General features: G+C 63.4%; 19 protein-coding genes. 12 read left to right on the top strand and 7 right to left on the bottom strand.

The genetic code is table 11. The annotated features are described in order from the left end of the window. Nucleotides 1-396 precede the first annotated feature (396 nt). Both guaD and R0J92_RS15055 read right to left on the bottom strand, forming a co-directional pair. Nucleotides 397-1,701 carry a guanine deaminase gene (guaD, locus tag R0J92_RS15060; RefSeq protein WP_411052236.1) on the bottom strand — a complete coding sequence of 435 codons (1,305 nt, stop codon included), beginning with the start codon at nt 1,699-1,701 and terminating at the stop codon, nt 397-399. Between the two features lie 144 nt (nt 1,702-1,845). Continuing rightward, nucleotides 1,846-3,105, bottom strand: a complete 1,260-nt coding sequence (locus R0J92_RS15055; RefSeq protein WP_106164312.1) for a urate hydroxylase PuuD — start codon at nt 3,103-3,105, stop codon at nt 1,846-1,848. Between the two features lie 109 nt (nt 3,106-3,214). Here R0J92_RS15055 and R0J92_RS15050 point away from each other — a divergent pair, with 109 nt between their 5' ends. Beyond that, entirely contained in the window at nt 3,215-4,129 is a 915-nt protein-coding gene (locus tag R0J92_RS15050; RefSeq protein WP_411052235.1) for a LysR family transcriptional regulator, read from the top strand. A 72-nt stretch (nt 4,130-4,201) separates the two neighbouring features. Here R0J92_RS15050 and uraH read toward each other — a convergent pair whose 3' ends face one another. Then, nucleotides 4,202-4,558: a hydroxyisourate hydrolase gene (gene uraH / locus R0J92_RS15045; protein WP_317385043.1), complete on the bottom strand. Its 357-nt coding sequence runs from the start codon at nt 4,556-4,558 to the stop codon at nt 4,202-4,204. 217 nt (nt 4,559-4,775) lie between these two features. On the opposite strand from uraH, the gene puuE reads away from it, so the two are divergent. The 3 genes from puuE to R0J92_RS15030 all read left to right on the top strand — a co-directional run bounded on the left by puuE (nt 4,776) and on the right by R0J92_RS15030 (nt 8,209). Continuing rightward, nucleotides 4,776-6,191 (top strand): allantoinase PuuE, encoded by a 1,416-nt coding sequence (puuE, locus tag R0J92_RS15040; protein WP_411052234.1) that lies wholly within the window; start codon nt 4,776-4,778, stop codon nt 6,189-6,191. Beyond that, nucleotides 6,188-6,694 carry an ureidoglycolate lyase gene (locus R0J92_RS15035; RefSeq protein WP_106164316.1) on the top strand — a complete coding sequence of 169 codons (507 nt, stop codon included), beginning with the start codon at nt 6,188-6,190 and terminating at the stop codon, nt 6,692-6,694. Before puuE ends, R0J92_RS15035 begins: the two co-directional genes overlap by 4 nt. 75 nt (nt 6,695-6,769) lie before the next feature. Beyond that, nucleotides 6,770-8,209 carry a uracil-xanthine permease family protein gene (locus R0J92_RS15030; protein ID WP_411052233.1) on the top strand — a complete coding sequence of 480 codons (1,440 nt, stop codon included), beginning with the start codon at nt 6,770-6,772 and terminating at the stop codon, nt 8,207-8,209. Nucleotides 8,210-8,347: 138 nt separating this feature from the next. Here R0J92_RS15030 and R0J92_RS15025 read toward each other — a convergent pair whose 3' ends face one another. Then, nucleotides 8,348-9,178 carry a bifunctional allantoicase/(S)-ureidoglycine aminohydrolase gene (locus R0J92_RS15025; RefSeq protein ID WP_411052232.1) on the bottom strand — a complete coding sequence of 277 codons (831 nt, stop codon included), beginning with the start codon at nt 9,176-9,178 and terminating at the stop codon, nt 8,348-8,350. A gap of 184 nt (nt 9,179-9,362) precedes the next feature. Here R0J92_RS15025 and R0J92_RS15020 point away from each other — a divergent pair, with 184 nt between their 5' ends. Next, entirely contained in the window at nt 9,363-10,628 is a 1,266-nt protein-coding gene (locus R0J92_RS15020) for a glycerate kinase (protein ID WP_411052231.1), read from the top strand. Between the two features lie 6 nt (nt 10,629-10,634). Here the strand turns inward: R0J92_RS15020 and hpaR are convergent, their stop codons facing one another. Next, nucleotides 10,635-11,069, bottom strand: a complete 435-nt coding sequence (gene hpaR / locus R0J92_RS15015) for a homoprotocatechuate degradation operon regulator HpaR (RefSeq protein WP_106164320.1) — start codon at nt 11,067-11,069, stop codon at nt 10,635-10,637. A 129-nt stretch (nt 11,070-11,198) separates the two neighbouring features. On the opposite strand from hpaR, the gene R0J92_RS15010 reads away from it, so the two are divergent. From R0J92_RS15010 to R0J92_RS14980, 7 genes are all read left to right on the top strand, one after another. Next, nucleotides 11,199-11,594 carry a 5-carboxymethyl-2-hydroxymuconate isomerase gene (locus R0J92_RS15010; protein WP_411052230.1) on the top strand — a complete coding sequence of 132 codons (396 nt, stop codon included), beginning with the start codon at nt 11,199-11,201 and terminating at the stop codon, nt 11,592-11,594. Continuing rightward, nucleotides 11,591-13,102, top strand: coding sequence for a 5-carboxymethyl-2-hydroxymuconate semialdehyde dehydrogenase (hpaE, locus tag R0J92_RS15005; RefSeq protein WP_411052229.1), 1,512 nt, complete (start codon nt 11,591-11,593; stop codon nt 13,100-13,102). Before R0J92_RS15010 ends, hpaE begins: the two co-directional genes overlap by 4 nt. A gap of 98 nt (nt 13,103-13,200) precedes the next feature. Then, entirely contained in the window at nt 13,201-14,181 is a 981-nt protein-coding gene (gene hpaD / locus R0J92_RS15000) for a 3,4-dihydroxyphenylacetate 2,3-dioxygenase (protein ID WP_411052228.1), read from the top strand. Nucleotides 14,182-14,256: 75 nt separating this feature from the next. Beyond that, a complete protein-coding gene (locus R0J92_RS14995; protein ID WP_411052227.1) occupies nt 14,257-15,669 on the top strand; it encodes a pyridoxal phosphate-dependent decarboxylase family protein in 1,413 nt (470 codons plus the stop codon). Further along, nucleotides 15,669-16,526 (top strand): fumarylacetoacetate hydrolase family protein, encoded by an 858-nt coding sequence (locus R0J92_RS14990; RefSeq protein ID WP_411052241.1) that lies wholly within the window; start codon nt 15,669-15,671, stop codon nt 16,524-16,526. Before R0J92_RS14995 ends, R0J92_RS14990 begins: the two co-directional genes overlap by 1 nt. Then, entirely contained in the window at nt 16,523-17,323 is an 801-nt protein-coding gene (hpaH, locus tag R0J92_RS14985) for a 2-oxo-hept-4-ene-1,7-dioate hydratase (RefSeq protein ID WP_411052226.1), read from the top strand. Before R0J92_RS14990 ends, hpaH begins: the two co-directional genes overlap by 4 nt. A gap of 12 nt (nt 17,324-17,335) precedes the next feature. Further along, nucleotides 17,336-18,115 (top strand): aldolase/citrate lyase family protein, encoded by a 780-nt coding sequence (locus R0J92_RS14980; protein ID WP_411052225.1) that lies wholly within the window; start codon nt 17,336-17,338, stop codon nt 18,113-18,115. Nucleotides 18,116-18,193: 78 nt separating this feature from the next. Here the strand turns inward: R0J92_RS14980 and R0J92_RS14975 are convergent, their stop codons facing one another. Continuing rightward, nucleotides 18,194-18,517: a hypothetical protein gene (locus R0J92_RS14975; RefSeq protein WP_411052224.1), complete on the bottom strand. Its 324-nt coding sequence runs from the start codon at nt 18,515-18,517 to the stop codon at nt 18,194-18,196. Nucleotides 18,518-18,648: 131 nt separating this feature from the next. Continuing rightward, nucleotides 18,649-20,295, bottom strand: a complete 1,647-nt coding sequence (locus R0J92_RS14970) for a mucoidy inhibitor MuiA family protein (RefSeq protein WP_411052223.1) — start codon at nt 20,293-20,295, stop codon at nt 18,649-18,651. Nucleotides 20,296-20,407 lie beyond the last annotated feature (112 nt).

The raw sequence follows: 20,407 nt of genomic DNA, 5'->3' as shown, positions 1-20,407 counted from the left end.
CGTCCAGTCTGTCACCGTAGCGCCTCAGCGCCGCCGGTAGAGGGGGTTCTAAGGTTAGACCAACTGACCCGCAACCCAAAAATACCAAAACCGCACAAAAAATGCGAAACTTCTGTGAAGTACGTTTAAGATCAAAGCGTTAAACCTTAAAAAAACACCTCCACCCCACCGCTTTCGCCCCGCTCCACCCGCCAAACACATCCCCAACTCCCCGCCAAAACCCCTTATCCACAAGCCACCCCCACTTACCCACAGACTCAACCGCGGAATCGCGTCGCGACTCGCAGACCAAACCAACAAAGCGAGTCGCAACCACTGCGAAACCCAGCCGCAAAAACAAAAAAGCGCAGAGGAAACCCTCCGCGCCTTCTAAACGACCGATCTGGTGATTTGATCTCAGGTCTTCGGCTTGCTCGCCTTGCCCGCCACATAGACCTCTGCCACCGCCCGGTCATCGCCAAGCATCTGTAGGATGAACAGCTCCTCACTCAGGGACGAAGCCGCCTCCGCCCGCAAGGCCATTGCCGGAGTGGCCGACACGTCCATCACCACGATGTCCGCTTCGGTGCCCACATCCAGTGTGCCGATCTGATCGACCTGCCCCAGCACCTCGGCATTGCCGCGCGTGATCCAGTGGAAGGCGCTCAACGGATGCAGCTTCTGGTTCTGTAGCTGCAGGACCTTGTAGCCCTCATTGAGGGTCTGCAGCATCGAGTAGCTGGTGCCAGCGCCGATATCAGTGGCGATGCCGTTGCGGATACCTTTGCTGCGCAGGCCTGCGTCATCGAACAACCCGCTGCCGAGGAACAGGTTCGAGGTCGGGCAGAACACCGGCTTGCCCCCTACATCTGCCAGCAGCTCGATCTCGCGCGGCTCCAGGTGGATCGCATGGCCCAGCAGGGTCTTGTCCCCCACACACCCGTAGCGCTCATAGATACCAAGGTAGTCCGGCGCGTCCGGGTAGAGGCTGAGGGTAAAGTCGATTTCGTCGCGGTTCTCCGACAGGTGCGTCTGCACATAGGCCTCGGGGTGTTCGCGCACCAGGGCACCCGCCGCCTCCAGCTGCGCAGGCGTGGAGGTGATCGCGAACCGTGGAGAGATCGCATAAGACGCGCGCCCCTTGCCGTTCCAACGCTCGATCAGTGCCTTGGTCTCGTCATAGCCCTGCTGCGCGGTATCGGTCAGACCCTCGGGTGCGTTGCGGTCCATCATCACCTTGCCGCCGATCATCCGCATGTTGCGGCGGGCCGCTTCGGCGAAATAGGCCTCGGCCGAGGTCGGATGCACCGAGCAGAAGGCCACCGCCGTGGTGGTGCCATGGCCGAGGATCAGGTCATAAAAGCCGCGCGCCATCCGTTCTGCGTGACCCGCGTCGGCAAACTGTACCTCCGCCGGGAAGGTATAGGTGTTGAGCCAGTCCAGGAGCTGCTCCCCCCAGGAGGCCACCACCTGCACCTGCGGGAAATGCAGATGCAGGTCGATGAAGCCGGGCATCAGCAGATGCGGGCGGTGGTCCACCACCTCGGCGCCTGCGGCCTGCGGCGCGATCTCGGCATAGGGGCCCTGTGCGGTGATGCGCCCGTCCTGCATCAGGATCGCGCCATCCTCTATATAAGAGTAGGCAGCGGTGTCTTCGAGCCCGGTGGGCTCGGCATGAAAACTCAGCGTGCGGCCACGCAGAAGGGTCGCGGAAGCGGACATCATAGATCCCCTTAGTTCGGTATCAGAAAAACAGGTCAAGCCACGCGCCCCCTGCACCGCGTCAGCGGTGCGCGGCCCGGTGGGCGCGGCGGCATTTTAATGCTGTTGCGACGGGCGGGTGTGCCCCGACCGGCAAGACGGTGCTCAGTTGCCGGCCATATAGAAGGGCAGCTTTGCCGCGCCATCGGCAAACCACTTGCGGATCAGCGCGCGCTCATCGTCTTCCATATAGGTGACATTGGCGGGGGGCATGGCATGGGTGGCCCCGGCCTGCAGATAGATCTGGCGGGCGTATTTCGCCACATCCGCCTCGGTTTCCAAGAGCACGTTCTTCGGCGCCCGGCGGATGCCCTCATAATAGGGCTCGCGTGCATGGCACATCGCACACCGTCCCGGCACCACGCTCATGATGTCATCGAAATGCTCCGAGCCGGCGTAAGCCAGCTCGGTTTGTGTCAATTCACGCGCCTCGGATTCCTCGTAGGTGTCCTGCATCAGCGGCGCCTGGCTCAGCGCCATGACGGCAATGAACAGCAGGATGGTGACCGGCCAGGTCCAGGTCGGGTTGCCGGTGCCCGCATGCAGCGTGTTGAAATAGTGCCGGATGGTCACCCCCATCAGGAACACCAGCGCCGCGATGATCCAGTTGTACTCGGTGGCAAAGGCCAGCGGGTAGTGGTTGGACAGCATCAGGAAGATGACCGGCAGCGTCAGGTAGTTGTTGTGGGTCGACCGCAGCTTGGCAATCTTGCCGTACTTTGGATCCGCCGGACGGCCCGCCTGCAGGTCCGCCACCACGACACGCTGGTTCGGCATGATAATGAAGAACACGTTGGCGGTCATGATCGTGGCGGTGAAGGCGCCCAGATGCAGCATCACCGCGCGGCCGGTAAAGATCTGGTTGTACCCCCAGCCCATCGCGACCAGCAGCACGAACAGCAACACCATCAGGACGGTCGGCTTTTCGCCCAGTGGCGATTTGCACAGGAAGTCATAGATCAACCAGCCGATGCTGAGCGAGGCCGCCGAGATCAGGATCCCCTGCCACAGGGCCAGATCCGCCTTGCCCTGGTCGATCAGGTACAGCTCCCCCCCGGCCCAGTAAACGATCATCAACAGACCGGCGCCAGACAGCCAGGTGGCATAGCTCTCCCATTTGAACCAGATCAAATGGTCCGGCATGTTCTCCGGCGCCACCAGGTATTTCTGGATGTGATAGAAACCGCCGCCGTGGACCTGCCACTCTTCACCATGCGCCCCCACCGGCAGATGCGGCACCTTCCGCAGCCCCAGGTCGAGGGCGATAAAGTAGAAGGACGATCCGATCCAGGCGATCGCGGTGATGACATGTAGCCAGCGGACCGCAAAGCCCAGCCAGTCCCACATGATGACAAGCTCTTGCATAGCTCACTCCTTGCGCGTTTGTCCTGACCCTAGGCGAGGGTGCCATTTTCGTGTATCAGGAAAAAATTCCAAGCTGCTTCAAACATAAGCTAACAATGAAATACCCAACATGGCCTATCTGAACAATATCCGCACTTTCGTCCGCGTCTACGAGCTCGGAAACATGTCCGCCGCCGCGCGGGACATGCGCATTTCCGCCGCCGTGGCCTCGTCGCGGATTTCACAGCTGGAAGAACACCTTAAGGTGCGCCTGTTTCAACGCACCACGCGCCTGTTGAACCCGACCGAACAGGGCCAGCTGTTCTATCACGGCGCGGTCAAGATCCTCGAAGCGGTGGAAGAGGCCGAGGCCGATATCTCCAACGTGACCCAGACGCCGCGCGGCACGCTCTATGTGGCGGCTCCCCTTGGTCTGGGCCAGCGGCTGATCGCCCCGGCGGTGCCGCAGTTCAACGCCGCCTACCCGCTGATCAACATCCGCCTGCGTCTGTCGGACCGCAAACTGGATCTGGCCGCCGAAGGGCTGGACGCGGCCTTCTTCCTCGGCCTGCCGGAGGATTCAAACCTCAAGATCCGCAAGATCACCGACTGCCCGCGCGTGCTCTGCGCCGCCCCCGCCTATATCGAGACCCGTGGCCTGCCCCAATCCAGCGCCGAGCTGAAAACCGACGCACATGACTGCCTGAACCTGCGCTATCCCGGCGCGCCGGAATTCCAGTGGCCCCTGCACGGCCCCGACGGCATCCGGCGGGTTGCCGTCACCGGCCCGTTTGAATCGGACCACGGTGATGTGCTGACCCAATGGGCGCTCGACGGTCATGGCATCATCCTGAAGCCCCTGTTCGAGGTTTTCGAACACCTCGCTGCGGGAACGCTGGTGCCCGTGCTGACGGAAGAGCCCCCCGCGACGATCCAGATGGCCTGCCTCTACATGCATCGTCGCCATCAGGACCCGAAGGTGCGGCTGTTCCTCGATTTCATGATCGATCACATCCTGGCGTCCCTGCCTGAAAAGGCCGCCTGAAACGGCAAAAGGACGGCGCCCCACGGCCCCGCCCTTCATCTTTTCCCAAAATACCTCCGCCGGAGGCTGCCGTCAGCTGCCGCGATAGGTGGAATAGCCATAGGGCGACAACAGCAGCGGCACATGATAATGGCTGTCCGCCTCGCTCATGCCAAACCGGATCGGCACCTGATCGAGGAACATCGGCGCATCCCCCGCCTGACCCGACGCGCGCAGATAGTCACCGCAGAAAAAGACCAACTCATAGGTTCCGGTCTCAAATGTCTCTGCCGGCAGGATCGGGCTGTCGGTGCGCCCATCCGCATTGGTCACCGTCTCAGCAATCTTCTCGTGAGAATCATCACTCACCTTATAAAGCGCGATCTTGATGCCCTCGGCCGGGCAGCCGCGCGCGGTGTCCAGAACATGTGTTGTCAGATATCCGGTCATCTGTGACGTCTCCTTTTTGGCGGTAAAATGTTCAACGGAATCGTGCGACAGGCCCACGCCCAATCACGTCTCGCTGATTTTATCGCCATACTGCGAGAGCTTTGCCGCAGATGCACGCAGAAGCGTCAAACAGCACTTTCAAAAAATGCGGTAAAGCCCCGCGGCCATTTCATATGTATAACATGTAAATAACCTAAAAGACGCGGAGATCCCAATCGTGACACGCTATCCCCGAGACATGCGTGGATATGGGGCGCATGCCCCGCATCCCGCTTGGCCCAATGATGCAAAAATCGCCGTCCAGTTCGTGTTGAACTACGAAGAAGGCGGCGAGAACTGCACCCTGCACGGCGATGCCGCCTCCGAGGCCTTCCTCTCCGACATCCCCGGTGCCGCGCAATGGCAGGGCCAGCGCCACTGGAACATGGAATCGATCTATGAATACGGCGCGCGGGCCGGGTTCTGGCGCCTGCACCGCCTGTTCACCGGCGCCGACATCCCGCTGACCATCTATGGCGTTGCCACCGCCCTCGCCCGCAGCCCCGAACAGCTGCAGGCGATGAAGGACGCGGACTGGGAAATCGCCTCCCACGGCCTCAAATGGGTCGAGCACAAGGACATGCCCGAGGATGAAGAGCGCGCCTCGATCAAAGAGGCGATCCGCCTGCACACCGAGGTGGTCGGGGAACGCCCGCGCGGCTGGTACACTGGCCGGTGCAGCGCCAACACCGTGCGTCTGGTCGCCGAAGAGGGCGGCTTTGACTATATCTCCGACACTTATGATGACGACCTGCCCTATTGGCTGGAAGTTGGTGATCGCGACCAGCTGATCATTCCCTATACGCTCGAAGCCAACGACATGCGCTTTGCCACCGCGCCCGGTTGGGTCACGGGCGAGGATTTCGGCTCCTACCTGACCGACGCATTTGATGCGCTTTATGCCGAAGGCGAGGCCGGCGCGCCCAAGATGATGACCATCGGTCTGCACTGCCGTCTGGTGGGTCGCCCGGGCAAGATCGCCGCACTCAAACGCTTTATCGAGCATATCCAAACCCATGAGGACGTCTGGTGCCCGCGTCGTGTGGAGATCGCCGAACATTGGGCGGAAAACCACCCCCATCAGCGCCGCACCCGTCCAAGCCAGATGGATCGCGAGAGCTTCGTGGCCACCTATGGTTCGATCTTCGAGCATTCGCCCTGGATCGCCGACCGTGCCTTTGACCTGGAGCTTGGCCCCGCGCATGACTGCGCCGCCGGGGTCCACAATGCACTCTGCCGCATGTTCCGCACAGCCTCCGACGAGGAGCGCCTCGGCGTGCTCACCGCGCACCCGGACCTGGCCGGCAAACTCGCCAGCGCCGGTCGCCTGACCGCCGAGAGCACCTCGGAACAGGCCAGCGCCGGGCTCGACATGCTGACGGATGCGGAACGCGAGACCTTCACCGCGATGAATGACACCTATGTGGCCAAACACGGCTTCCCCTTCATCATTGCGGTGCGCGACCACGACAAGGCCTCGATTCTGGCCGCCTTCCAGCGCCGCATCGACAATGACCGTGCGACCGAGTTTGCCGAGGCCTGCCGTCAGGTCGAACGCATCGCGCAATTCCGTCTGATGGATCTGCTGCCATGACACGTGAGTTGATCGCCCAACCGCTGACCGCCGCAGACTTCGCCCCCTTTGGCGAGGTGCTGGAACCAAAGGCGCAGCCCGACAAGCTCATCAACCAGGGCAAATGCGGCCGTCACCACGACCTCGCACAGCTCGACTTTGCCGACGGGCGGGCCGGGATCAGCCTGTTTGATGCTGAGGCACGCACCCTGCCCCACAAGGTAGACATGGTCGAACGTCACCCCGAGGGCAGTCAGGCCTTTGTGCCGGTCACCGGCGTGCCAATTCTGGTGGTCGTGGCTCCGGATGAAGACGGCACCCCCGGCACGCCGCGCGCCTTCCTCAGCCAGCCCGGCCAATCGATCAACCTGCACCGGGGCGTCTGGCACGGGGTGCTCGCTCCGTTTGAAGCGCCCGGCCAGTACATCGTCATCGACCGCATCGGTGAGGGCGCAAACCTCGAAGAACACTGGTTCGACGATCCCTGGATTGTCACCAAGGTCGCCGCACAAACAGAAGGCTGACCTCCCTCTTTCATCTGGATCATCCCGACCCGCCAAACGAGGCCGGGAGATCCGCCAACCAACAGGGAACAGAAAATGTCTGATACCTCCATCGGGACGCCGGAGCAGCTCCGCGATCCCGACTACATGCCCCCACTGGCGAAGGCCATTCCGCTGGGCATCCAGCACGTGCTGGCGATGTTCGTCTCCAATGTGACCCCGGCGATCATCGTCGCAGGCGCCGCCGGATTTGGTTTTGGTTCCAACTCGCCCGATTTCCCGGAACTGCTCTACCTGATCCAGATGTCGATGCTGTTTGCCGGCATCGCCACCCTGATGCAGACGCTCACCCTCGGCCCGGTGGGCGCACGGCTGCCGATCGTTCAGGGCACATCCTTCGCCTTCCTGCCGATCATGATCCCGCTGGTTGCGGGCAAGGGCGTCGACGCGCTTGCCGCACTCTTCGGCGGGGTGCTGATCGGCGGGCTGTTCCACGCCGCTCTCGGCCTCATCATCGGCAAGATCCGCTTTGCGCTGCCGCCGCTGGTCACCGGCCTCGTGGTCACCATGATCGGCCTCGCGCTGGTCAAGGTCGGCATTCAATACGCCGCAGGTGGCGTTCCCGCCATCGGCACACCGGAATACGGCTCGCTGCTCAACTGGTCAGCCGCACTGGTGGTGATTTTGGTGACGCTGGGGCTGAAGTTCTTCACCCGCGGCATGCTGTCGGTCTCCGCGGTGCTGCTGGGCCTCATCGTCGGCTATGTCTACGCGCTGATGGTCGGCATGCTCAGCTTTGACGCCATCGCCGGCTCCTGGGGCAACGCCGCCGCATTTGCGCTGCCGCAGCCGTTCAAATACGGGTTCGAGTTCTCCTTCGCCGCCATCTTGGGCTTCTGCCTGATGGCCTTTGTCTCGGCGGTGGAAACCGTGGGCGATGTCTCCGGCATCACCAAGGGCGGCGCGGGTCGCGAAGCCACCGACACCGAAATCGAAGGCGCGATCTACGCCGACGGGTTCGGCTCGGCGCTGGCCGGGGCCTTTGGCGCCATGCCCAACACCTCCTTCAGCCAGAACGTCGGCCTGATTGCCATGACCGGCGTCATGAGCCGCCACGTGGTGACCTGCGGCGCGATCTTCCTGATTGTCTGCGGATTGATCCCAAAGGTCGGCGCGCTGATCCGCACCGTTCCGATCGAAGTGCTCGGCGGCGGTGTCATCGTGATGTTCGGCATGGTGGTCGCAGCGGGCATCTCGATCCTGTCGGACGTGGAGTGGAACCGGCGCAACATGGTGATCTTTGCCATCTCGCTCTCCATCGGCCTCGGACTGCAGCTGGAACCCGGCGCCTTGCAACATGTCGCGGACACGCCGCGCATCCTGTTGACCAGCGGCCTGCTGCCCGCCGCCGTGATCTCCATCGTGCTGAACCTGATCCTGCCGGAAGAGTTGGCGAATGAATCGACCGAGGAGGTCTCCGGCGGCATGTCGGGCCACTCCAAAGGCTCGCTTGGTCAATCGCGCGACGCTGGCTGACGGGCACCCATGTGACAGCAAAAGGGCCGCATTGCGCGGCCCTTTTTCATTTTAGCAACAGTCTGGCAGACAGGCCGGACAGCCCCCGACCGTCCCCCGGGAGGGGGCTTTACCCCCACACCGGCTCGGGCGCTGTCCTCAACGCAGCGGTGCCAGCGGCATATGCCGGTTCACATCCTTGTAAAGCAGATAGCGGAACAGCCCCGGACCACCGGCGTAACACGCCTGCGGGCAGAAGGCGCGCAACCACATGTAGTCACCGGCCTCGACCTCGACCCAGTCCTGGTTGAGCCGATAGACCGCCTTGCCCTCCAGCACATAGAGCCCGTGCTCCATCACATGGGTCTCGGCAAAGGGGATCACCGCGCCGGGTTCAAACGTCACGATCGTCACATGCATGTCGTGGCGCAGGTCTTCCGGATCGACAAAACGCGAGGTGGCCCATTTGCCATCGGTTCCCGCCATCGCGGTGGGCGTTACGTCCTGTTCGTTGGTGACAAAGGCCTCCGGCGCCTCGATGCCCTCGACCGCCTGATAGGCCTTGCGGATCCAGTGGAATCGCACCGGCGCATCGCTGCTGTTGGTCAGTGTCCACCTGGCGGATGGCGGCAGGAAGGCATAGCCGCCCTCGCCCATTTCATGCGCCTGCCCGTCGATGGTCAGCAACATCTGTCCCTCGACCACAAACAGCACCGCCTCGACGCCTGCCTCGGTCTCGGGCCGGTCGGAGCCACCACCGGGCTGCACTTCGGCGATGTAATGCGAAAACGTCTCGGCAAAGCCCGACAGCGGCCGCGCGATCACCCAGAAGCGCGACTCGTCCCAGAACGGCAGGAAGCTGGTCACGATATCGCTGTTGGTGCCCTTGGGGATCACCGCATAGGCTTCGGTGAACATGGCCCGGTCCGTCAGGAGCTGGGTCTGCGGCGGCAGCCCTCCGTGGGGGGCGTAATAGGTCGGTTTTGTCATCACATCGCCTTCTCAAAATCTCTGCCCCCATCAAACCGTGTGAGCGCCCTCAGTCCAATCATTTTGATGATCCCAAAAGCATGAAGGATTATAAGGCTCGATTTGAAAGCCCGCCCCATTGACCCCCACCTCAACCGGGGGACACTATGTCCACAACCGCCCTCACGGACAGGACCGCCCGCCAATGACCCAAAGCCTGCACGACACCGCGCTGGAGCTGTTCCGCTGTGCCATTGACCGCGCTGATCCCGCCGCCGCCGTGCGTGCACACCTCGCCACGCAGCCCCTTGCACCGCTTGAGGGGGAGGGCCGCCGCATCGTTATCGCCGTGGGCAAGGCCGCGGTGCCGATGATGCGCGCCGGACTGGCCACCCTGCCCGAGGCCCCCGCCACCGCGCTGGCCATCACCAACCCGGAAAACCAAGCTGATCTCGCCGGGGCCGAGGTCATCACCGGCGCACACCCCGTCCCGGACCAGACCAGCGCCGCCGCCGGGGCGCGGGTGCTCGATCTGCTGAAGGACCTCAACCCACAGGATCAGGTGCTCATGCTGATCTCCGGCGGTGGCTCCGCCCTGATGGTGGCACCAGCGCCGGGGCTGACCCTCACGGACAAGGCCGCCGTCAACGAGATGCTGCTGGCCTCCGGGCTGGACATCAATCGCATGAACCTGATCCGTCAGAACCTGTCGCAGCTCAAGGGCGGCGGTCTCTGTCGTGCTGCCGCCCCCGCGCGGGTCACCGCGTTGATCCTGTCGGATGTGATCGGCGACGACTTGCGCGCCATCGCCTCCGGCCCCACCGTCGCCCCGCTCGGCACCGCACAGGACGCCCGCGCGCTGCTGCAGAACCAAGGACTGTGGCACACCCTACCCATCGCCGCGCAAACCCATCTGACAGAGGCGGGTGCCGCCCACGAAACGCCCGAGGCGCAAAACATCCTGATCGGCTCCAACCGCTTCAGCCTGGAGGCGATGTGCGACCGGGCCGAGGCCCTCGGCTGGCAGGTGCCAGAGCTGATCGACGACCTCACCGGCGACGTGACAGAGGCCGCGACCCGGGTGCTAGCGGCTGCACACTCCGCCCCCATGGACCGCCCCGTCGCGCTGTTGTTCGGCGGTGAGACCACCGTGCGCCTGACCGGCACCGGCCGTGGCGGGCGCAATCAGGAGCTCGCCCTGCGCATCGCACAGGGGGCAGATGGGCTGGACGGGGATTGGGTCTTCCTCTCCGGCGGCACCGATGGCCGCGATGGCCCCACGGATGCGGCGGGCGGTCTCGTCACCCCGCAGACCTGGGCAGAGATTGGGCATGCAGGCTCGGACCCAGAGGCATTGTTGAACAATAACGACAGCTACGCCGCGCTGCAGGCTGCAGACGCGCTGGTGAGCATCGGCGGCACCGGCACCAATGTGGCGGATGTGCAAATCCTGCTGCGTCGCCCCGCCTGACGCGGCTCAGTCGTCCAGCTCGTAAAGGTCGTTCAGCAGGTCCAGCAGCGCCTCATAGCGGTCCGGCCCCATTTTCTCGCGCGTGCGTTCGATCAATTCGAGGCTGGCATCGATGTTCTCCTCGATCACCGTGTCCCCTGCCGCGGTCAGGGTAATCACCTGACGGCGACGGTCGGCCTCGTCGCGGACCCGGTTGATCAGGCCCTTCTCCTCCAGCTTCTGCAGGATCCGGGTCAGGCTCGGCAGCAGCAAACAGGCACGATCAGCAATCTGCGTCGGATCGATCGGCCCGCTTTCCTGCACCACTCGCAGCACCCGCCATTGTTGTTCGGTAAGATCAACGTCGCTCAGCAAATGACGAATCGGCCCCATCACCCGCTCGCGCGCGCGCAGCAAGGCAATGGGAAGAGAGCGGTCCGTGGAGGGCAATGCATGTGTCATGCCCTCCTGTATCGCCCTGAACGGCAATCTTGGCAATCATTTCGCGAAGTTAAGTAATTTCCACAGCCTGTCGTTGACAGCAAGGGCACATAAAGATAACATGTTAAGCAGTTTGGGAGGAGGACCCGAATGCCCCATATCACCTTGGACTACGCACCCCGGCTGGCGCAGGTCATCGACATAGCACAGCTCTGCGACCTGTTGCGCCGTGCAGCCATCGACACCGGCGTCCTGCCGCTGGCAGGCGTCCGGGTCCGTGCCTTTGCAGCGGACCACGTTAGCATTGCCGATGGCAACCCCGACTTCATGTATCTCGACATCTCGGTCCGCTTGCGCGGCGGGCGTGATCTTGCCACGCGCAAGGCCGCTACCGAGACGATTTTCAATGCCGCCCGCACCTTTCTCGCCCCGGCGATGGACACCCACCCCATCGCGCTCTCGCTGGAGATGCGCGACATCGACCCCGCGCTTTCGCCCAAATGCGGCACCATCCGCGATCATCTGAGCACAGGAGACCCCGCATGAGCGATCTCGCCGCCAATCTCGCCACACTCGACGGCCTGCTGGACAAACACCGCGCAAGCGGCATCACCAACCTGATAAATGGCGAGGCCCGCCCCGCCGCCTCCGGCCAGACGTTCGAGACCACCTCCCCGGTGGACGAAAGTGTCATCTGCACCGTGGCCCGCGGCGATGCCACTGACATCGATGCTGCCGCACAGGCCGCCAAGGCCGCCTTTCCCGCCTGGCGCGACATGCCCGCCACAGAGCGCAAGGCGATCCTGCATCGCATCGCCGACGGCATTGTCGCCCGCGCCGAGGAAATCGCGCTTTGTGAATGCTGGGACACCGGTCAGGCCCTGCGCTTCATGTCCAAGGCGGCCCTGCGCGGTGCGGATAACTTCCGCTTCTTTGCGGATCGTGCGCCCAGCGCCCGGGACGGTCAGATGCTGCCCTCGCCCACACTGATGAATGTGACCACCCGGGTGCCGCTCGGCCCGATCGGCGTCATCACGCCGTGGAACACACCCTTTATGCTCTCGACGTGGAAGATCGCGCCCGCGCTGGCCGCAGGCTGCACCGTGGTGCATAAACCGGCGGAATTCTCGCCCCTCACCGCCCGCATTCTTGCCGAGATCGCCCATGATGCCGGCCTACCGCCGGGCGTGTGGAACCTCGTGAATGGCTTCGGCGAAGAGGCAGGCCGCGCCCTCACCGAACACCCGGACATCAAGGCCATCGCCTTTGTCGGCGAGAGCAAGACAGGCTCGATGATCATGGCCCAGGGCGCCCCAACCCTGAAGCGGGTGCATTTTGAGCTCGGCGGCAAGAACCCGGTGGTGGTCTTTGACGATGCCGATCTAGACCGCGCCTTGGATGCGGCGATTTTCATGATCTACTCCCTGAATGGCGAACGCTGCACCTCCTCCTCCCGCCTGCTGATCCACCAGGACATCGCCGAGGACTTCGAGGCCAGACTGATCGAGCGCGTCAACAATATTCAGGTCGGCCACCCGCTGGACCCGAGCACCGAGATCGGCCCGCTGATCCACAAGGTCCACTTCGACAAGGTGACCTCCTATTTCGACATCGCTCGCAAGGACGGCGCCACCATCGCTGCCGGCGGCGCGCGCCACGGCGACACAGGCTGGTTCGTCCGCCCCACCCTCTTCACCGGGGCCACCAACGACATGACCATCGCGCAGGAGGAAATCTTCGGCCCGGTCCTCACCGCCATCCGCTTCACCGACGAGGCCGAGGCGCTGAGCATCGCCAATGACACGCAATATGGGCTCACCGCCTATGTCTGGACCAATGATGTCACCCGCGCCATGCGCTTCACCAACCAGCTCGAGGCCGGGATGATCTGGGTGAACTCGGAAAACGTCCGCCACCTGCCAACCCCCTTCGGCGGCGTCAAGGCGTCCGGCATCGGGCGCGACGGCGGCGACTGGAGCTTTGAATTTTACATGGAACAGAAACACATCGGCTTTGCCACCGGGCACCACAAGATCCCCCGCCTCGGCGCCTGAACCCTTCATCTTTTCCCAAATACCTCGGGGAGCGCGAGGGGCAGAGCCCCTCGCATGTCGCCCTAACATTCGGCCTGTCCATTCGGAGGAGACCCGACATGCCCATTCCCGCACCGACCCTCTACCCGCCCTTCAACATCACCCGCCTCAGCCATGTTGAATACGGCGTCACCGATCTTGCCGCCTCCCGCGCTTTCTATGTCGACATCCTCGGCCTGCAAGTCACGGCAGAGGACGACAACCGCATCTACCTGCGCGCGATGGAGGAACGCGGCCACCACTGCATCATCCTGCGCCAATCCGACAGCGCCGGCGTCTCCTGCCTCGGCTTCAAACTCTACGACACCCCTGAACTCGACAAAGCCGCCGCCTTCTTCGAGGACAAAGGCCTGCCCGTGGAGTGGATCGAGCGCCCCTTCATGGGGAAGTGCTTCCGCACCCGCGATCCATGGGGTGTGCCGCTGGAATTCTACGTCAAGATGGACCGCCTGCCGCCGATCCACCAGCAATACAGGCTCTACAACGGCGTCAAACCCCTGCGCATCGACCACTTCAACATGTTCTCCGCCAACGTCGACGAGGCGATCGCCTTCTATGGCGAGATGGGATTTCGCGTCACCGAATATACCGAGGATGACGAGTCCGGTCGCGTCTGGGCCGCATGGATGCACCGCAAGGGCGGCGTGCATGATGTGGCCTTCACCAATGGAACCGGGCCGCGCCTGCATCACACCGCCTTCTGGGTGCCAACCCCGCTCAACATCATCGACCTCCTCGATTTGATGGCCACCACCGGCTATGTGGCAAATATCGAGCGCGGCCCCGGCCGCCACGGCATTTCCAACGCCTTCTTCCTCTATGTGCGCGATCCTGATGGCCACCGGATTGAGATCTATTGCTCGGACTATCAGACCTGCGACGCAGACCTGGAACCGATCAAATGGTCCCTCACCGATCCTCAGCGTCAGACACTCTGGGGCGCACCCGCGCCGCGCAGCTGGTTCGAAGAAGGATCGCTGTTTGACGGTTCCGAGATCCGCGACAGTGATCTAAAGGCACAACCGATCATCGCGCCGTAACACACCAAAGGGCAGCGCCTGACCGGGCCCCGGAAAGGCGCTGCCCGGGCCAAAGCCCGAACAAGGGAGCATATAATGAACTGGACCGATTTCGCAGGCTGGGGCCGCAAGGTCGCCGACTGGGCGCAGGATTATCACCTCACCGTGGGCGAGCGCCCGGTGCGCGCGCAGACCAAACCCGGCGATATGCTGAACGCCCTACCAGAAACCCCGCCAGAACAAGGCGAGGGGATGGAGGCGATCTTTGCCGATTTTGAGGAAAAGGTGATGCCCGGTATCACCCATTGGCAGCACCCGCGCTTCTTTGCCTATTTCGCCTCCAATGCCGCCGCGCCCTCGGTGCTGGCAGAATTCCTGACCTCCGCCATCGCACCGCAATGCATGCTCTGGCAGACCTCTCCGGCGGCGACCGAGATGGAAACCCGGATGATGGACTGGCTGCGCCAATCCCTTGGCCTGCCCGGGGAATTTCGCGGCGTCATTCAGGACAGCGCCTCCTCAGCCACCCTTGCCGCCGTGCTCACCATGCGCGAACGGGCCTTGAACTGGCAGGGCAACCAACAGGGGCTGTCCGGCCAGCCGACCTTGCGGATCTATTGCTCGGCAGAGGTGCATACGTCTGTGGATCGCGCCATCTGGGTTGCGGGCATCGGTCAGGCCAACCTCGTGCGCGTGCCAATCAAAGGCGACTGGCGCGGCATGGACCCCGCCGCCCTTGATGCCGCCATTGACGCCGACAAGGCCGCGGGCCTGCATCCGGCGGGTGTCATCCTCTGCGTGGGCGGCACCGGCACCGGCGCCACTGACCCCGTGGCCGATTGCATCAGGGTCGCCCAAGCCCACGACCTCTACACCCATGTGGACGCGGCCTGGGCCGGTTCCGCGATGATCTGCCCGGAGTTTCGCGACTACTGGCCCGGCGTTGAGAACGCCGACAGCATCGTCTTCAACCCGCACAAATGGCTCGGCGCGCAGTTCGATTGCTCGGCGCATTTCCTGCGCAATGCGGACGATCTGGTACGCACTCTCGCCATCAGCCCGGAATACCTGAAAACCCACGGTCACGACGGCATCATCAACTATTCCGAATGGTCGGTCCCCCTGGGCCGTCGCTTCCGCGCGCTGAAGATCTGGTTTCTGATCCGCACCTACGGCATTGAAGGATTGCGACAACGCATCCGCAACCATGTTGCATGGTCGCGCCAGCTTCACGACGCCCTGGCGCAAGAGCCGAATTTTGAGATCATAACCCCGCCGATGTGGTCGCTCTGGACCTTCCGCTACACGCCTGACGGGGCCACGGACCTCGATGCGCTGAACCTTGAGCTGGTCAACAAGATCAATGACGATGGCCGCATCTACCTCACCCAGACCCGCGTCGACGGCGCGCTGGTGATCCGGTTTCAGGCGGGCGCGTTTGAAACCACAGAGGCTGACATCATGCTGGCCCATGATGTGATCACCGAGATTGCAAGAGGACTGACATGATGCGTTTTGCCACCTACACCGCCGCGGGTGAGACTGTCTATGGCGCGATCACCGACGCGGGCGCAATCGCCCTCTCACCAGATTTCCCCGACTGGCCAAGCCTGCGCGAGGTGATCGAGGCCGACGCCCTCCATATCCTCGCCCAAGCCGCGCAGGGGCGGGATCTGACCCATACACTCGACCAGATCACCTATCAGATCCCGGTGCCCCGCCCGGAAAAGATCATCTGCGTCGGCGTCAACTTTCCCGACCGCAATGCGGAATACAAGGACGGGCAAGCGGCCCCGCCAAACATGTCTCTGTTTCCGCGTTTTGCGCGCAGCTTCACCGGCGCAGGTAGCCCGCTGATCCGCCCGCCCGAAAGCCCGCAGCTGGATTACGAAGGCGAGATCGCCATTGTCATCGGCAAGGGCGGCCGCCGAATTGCCGAAGCAGACGCCTATGACCATATCACCGCGATAACCCTCTGTAACGAAGGGACAATCCGCGACTGGGTGCGCCATGCCAAATTCAACGTGACGCAGGGCAAGAACTGGGACTCCTCAGGCGCGATCGGTCCCTGGCTGGTGCCCTTCACGGCTCCAGCACAGCTTGATGACATACGCCTCACCACCAAGGTCAATGGCGAGCTGCGCCAGGATGATCGCACCTCCCGAATGCTGTTCCCGATCCGCCGTCAGATCGCCTATATCTCTACCTTCACCACGCTGGTGCCCGGCGACATCATCGTCACCGGCACCCCCACCGGCGCCGGTGCGCGGTTTGAGCCGCCACGGTTCCTGCAACCCGGCGACGTGATCGAGGTCGAGGGCGAAGGCATCGGCATTCTGCGCAACACTGTGGAGGATGAGGCATGACGCCGGATCAACACGCAGAGGCCGCCGCCCAGCTGCTGCGCGCCGAGGAGACCGGCCAGCAATGCGACCTCCTCTCGCTCGCTTATCCGGGCATGACGCTGGACGACGCCTATGCGGTGCAGGCCGCACTGGTGGCGCAGAAACTGGCGCAGGGTCGCCGCAAAATCGGCTGGAAAATCGGCCTCACCAGCCGCGCCATGCAGCAGGCGCTGAATATCACCACGCCAGACTCGGGCGTGCTCCTCGATGATATGGTGTTTGAAAATGCCAGCACCGTGCCCGCCGGTCGCTTCATCCAACCCCGCGTCGAGGCCGAGATTGCCTTTGTGATGGAATCCCCACTCGCGGGCCGCGATTGCACCCGCGACGACATCCTGAAGGCCACCGATTATGTGGCCCCGTCGCTGGAGATCCTCGACACCCGCATCCTGCGCGCCGATCCCAGAACCGGGCAGGCGCGGATTATCACCGACACCATCAGCGACAACGCCGCCAATGCGGGCATCGTGATGGGCGCGGCCAAACACGCGGTTGACGCCTTTGATCTGCGCCGCGTCGGCGCAATCCTGAAACGCGATGGCGTGGTGGAGGAAACCGGCCTAGGCGCGGGCGTGCTCGACGATCCCGTCACCTCGGTCCTGTGGCTGGCGCGACGCATGGCGGACTATGGACAACAGATCGAGGCGGGCGATATCGTCCTGTCAGGCTCCTTCATCCGGCCCGTCGAATGCCCGACCGGAACCCAGATACATGCCGATTTTGCCGATTTCGGCACGGTCGATATTTCATTTGAATAAAAGAGGTTAGATATGGCCGCGCCGAAAAACCACTTCAAACAGGCCCTCGCCGAGGGCCAGCGTCAGATCGGCTGCTGGTGCAGCTTTGGCGAGGCCATCACAACCGAATTGATGGGCACCGCGGGGTTTGACTGGTTGGTGATCGACGGCGAACACGCGCCCAACGACATCCGCTCGATCCGCGACCAGCTGGTCGCACTTGCGACATCCAGCGCCGAACCGGTGGTGCGGGTGCCGATCGGCGAGACCTGGATCATCAAGCAGGTGCTGGACGCGGGCGCGCAGACGGTTCTGGTGCCAATGGTGGAAACCGCAGATCAGGCCGCCGAACTGGTCCGCGCCTGTCGCTATCCGCCCGAGGGCACCCGCGGTGTCGGCGCGGCCGGAGCGCGCGCCACCCGCTTTGGCGGCACGCCGGAGTATATTCAGACCGCAGACGCACAGATCTGCCTGTTGTTGCAGGTGGAAAACCGCATCGGCATTGAGAACCTCGATGCCATCCTCGCGGTCGAGGGGGTCGACGGGATCTTTATCGGCCCGGCGGATCTGTCCACCGACATGGGCCATCAGGGCAATTCCGCCCATCCGGAGGTGCGCGCAGTGATCGCCGACGCCATCACAAGGATCAAGGCGGCGGGCAAAGCGCCCGGCATTCTTGGTGTCACCGAAGAGGCGACGCAGGCCTATGCCGAGATGGGCGCGCAGTTCCTCGCGGTCGGGATCGACGTGGTCTTGCTGGCCCAGAGCGCACGGGCGCTGGCCTCCCGATGGTCAGACGACGGAACCGGCTGAGGTAAGGTCACTGCCAACGCAACCCCACCGCCGTGCCTGTTGCCCACGGGAACGGCGGTCTAAGTGCATGCGACGAGCTCAGTGCATCTGTGGCAAGCCGCCAAAGCGTTTTTCCAGCTCGACGCGGGGGTGGCCCAGCAGGCCAAAGGTGCAGATCTCGACGCGGCTTTGCAGGTCCACCAAACGCAGACGGCCCGCACGGGGCTTCATGTCAAATCCCTTGCCGCGCAGCATCTCCCGCAGGGTCGGCCAGCTGTCGGCCGTGGTCATCGGCTCGCTCAGGTTGGCCCGCAGCAACATCATTGACTCGGAGTCCAGACGCTCTCGGGTGCTGGCACAGCCCCAAGCGGTTTGCCCATACGTCAGCTTTTCGGCTTCGTCATTCTGGTCATGAAAACTCATGGTTCACCCTCCAATCCACTCTGAGATCAGAATACGCTGATCGAAGGCAAAAATGGGGCGCTCTTAGGTTACTCAGGCGGCCCAAAAGTACAGTTTAGTGTACTTTTGAGCCGTTCCCCGATGCACTTGGCCTATCGCAGAACTTTTCCCTCGGGCCATGAAAGGCGGGTGTTGAGGGTGATAATACGGGTCTCGCCCGGCTGCATTTCCAGATCCCACGCAAGGATGCCACGCTGCTTCTCAACGTTCTCCTCGCTCGGCGCAGGGCTGGCGGACCAGTTGATTTCCAAATCCTCCTGCTCGCTGTAGGGCACCTGGTCCAGCACTCTCAGGGGCCAGGTGTCGCCGGTCAGGTTCTCCACCTCGATCTCCGCTGTAAGGTTGCGCTGGTTGCTGCGCGAGATCACGCCGCGCCCGCCTTCGCTCTGATCCAGCAGGTCGCGTTTGATGCGCAGACCATCAATGGGGCCAAAGCCCAGATCCGCCTCAGCCTCCGGGGTCAGCCCGCCAAAATGCCCGGAACCGATCAACTCACCATCGACAAAGAACCGGCTGTTGGAACTGCCCAGCAGCTCCTCCCCGCTGGTGTTGATCACGCTGGCCATGCGAAAGGCGGTCTGGTCGCGACGCGGCACCGCGCGCGCGGTCACCTCGGCCATCATCGTCACATCCGGCAGGTTGAGATAGGCAAGCTCCGCCCCGGAGCGCAGGGTCACCGGCGTTTCAAAGCTGTAGGAGACGCCCGCCTCGCTGGTCACGGTGCCAAAGCCGCCACCTGCTTCTTCCATCATGACGGGCGCTGCAACCGAGGCCTCGAGAGAATCACTCATGACGCGGCTATCGGAGGAAAACTGCTGCTTTGCTTCGTAGTCGTCCTCGATCCACCGCCGGGCGGGCCACAGCTCGTTTGGATTGATCCGCTGATCCGGTGTCGAGGTCGAGACGCGCAACGCCACATCCACCCAGTCCTCGCCCGTGGCCTGCTGGATCATGATGTCACGACGCAATGCGACTTGCGGGGCGTCGCCGGTCTTAAGGTTGAACTCGTACGCAGGCTGCCAAGACACCGCATCCGCCGGGTAGCTAAGGCGCAGCGGGACCGTCACCCCCTCGGCGGCCAGCACATCCAGCGCCAGGAACATCTGCTTCTCGTCCTGCTGCGACAGCGCCTCAAGCTCGGCCTGGGCCCGCAGCAGCTCCGCCTCAAGCGCTGTCAGGTCCCGCTCAAAGCTGCGTTCCGTTGCTTCGGCACGCAGGATGGTCTCGCGCGCCTGCGCGGTTTCCTCGCCAATGGTGGTGATAAGGGCGCGCAGCTGATCGGGATCGGGAAGGGCCGTGCCCTCGCCCCGCCCCAGCTGGGTCAGGAATGCGATCGAGGCCTCTGCCCCGTCCGCGGCCAGTCGCGCCTCTGCCGACGCGCGGTGCAGGGCGTCGATCTGATCCTCCACCTCCACGACGCGGACCTTGGCGGCCTCGCGCTCTGGTGTCGAGGCATCCTGCAACACCGGATAGCCCTCGCGCATGTAAAGGCCAACACGGCGCACTCCGGGGTGGATCACCTGCAGGCCTTCGATCTCGTCAATGAAGGGGATGCCGCCAATCAGGATACGGTGGCGGCCCGCCGGCAGCTCCACCTCCGCGGTGCGCGTGATCAGCGCCTCGCTGGGGTAGACGGTGACCGCACTGACGCGGCTGGTGGCCGAGAACGTATCGGCCAGGGCGGTGGTGGACATCAGGGCGGCGGCCCCAAGGAGGGCGGAGGACAGAAGAACGCGCATGGAAATCACCTGCAGATCAAATCATTGCGCCCACGCTCGCCCGATGCCTGCGCAAAAGCAAGGGGCGCCCCGCCGGGACGCCCCTCATGATCCGATATTGGCCGATTGCCTG

Source organism: Tritonibacter sp. SIMBA_163 (assembly GCF_046535935.1).
In the GTDB taxonomy this organism is placed as follows: Bacteria; Pseudomonadota; Alphaproteobacteria; order Rhodobacterales; family Rhodobacteraceae; genus Epibacterium; species Epibacterium scottomollicae.
This window is presented reverse-complemented; position numbering and strand designations above follow the sequence as displayed.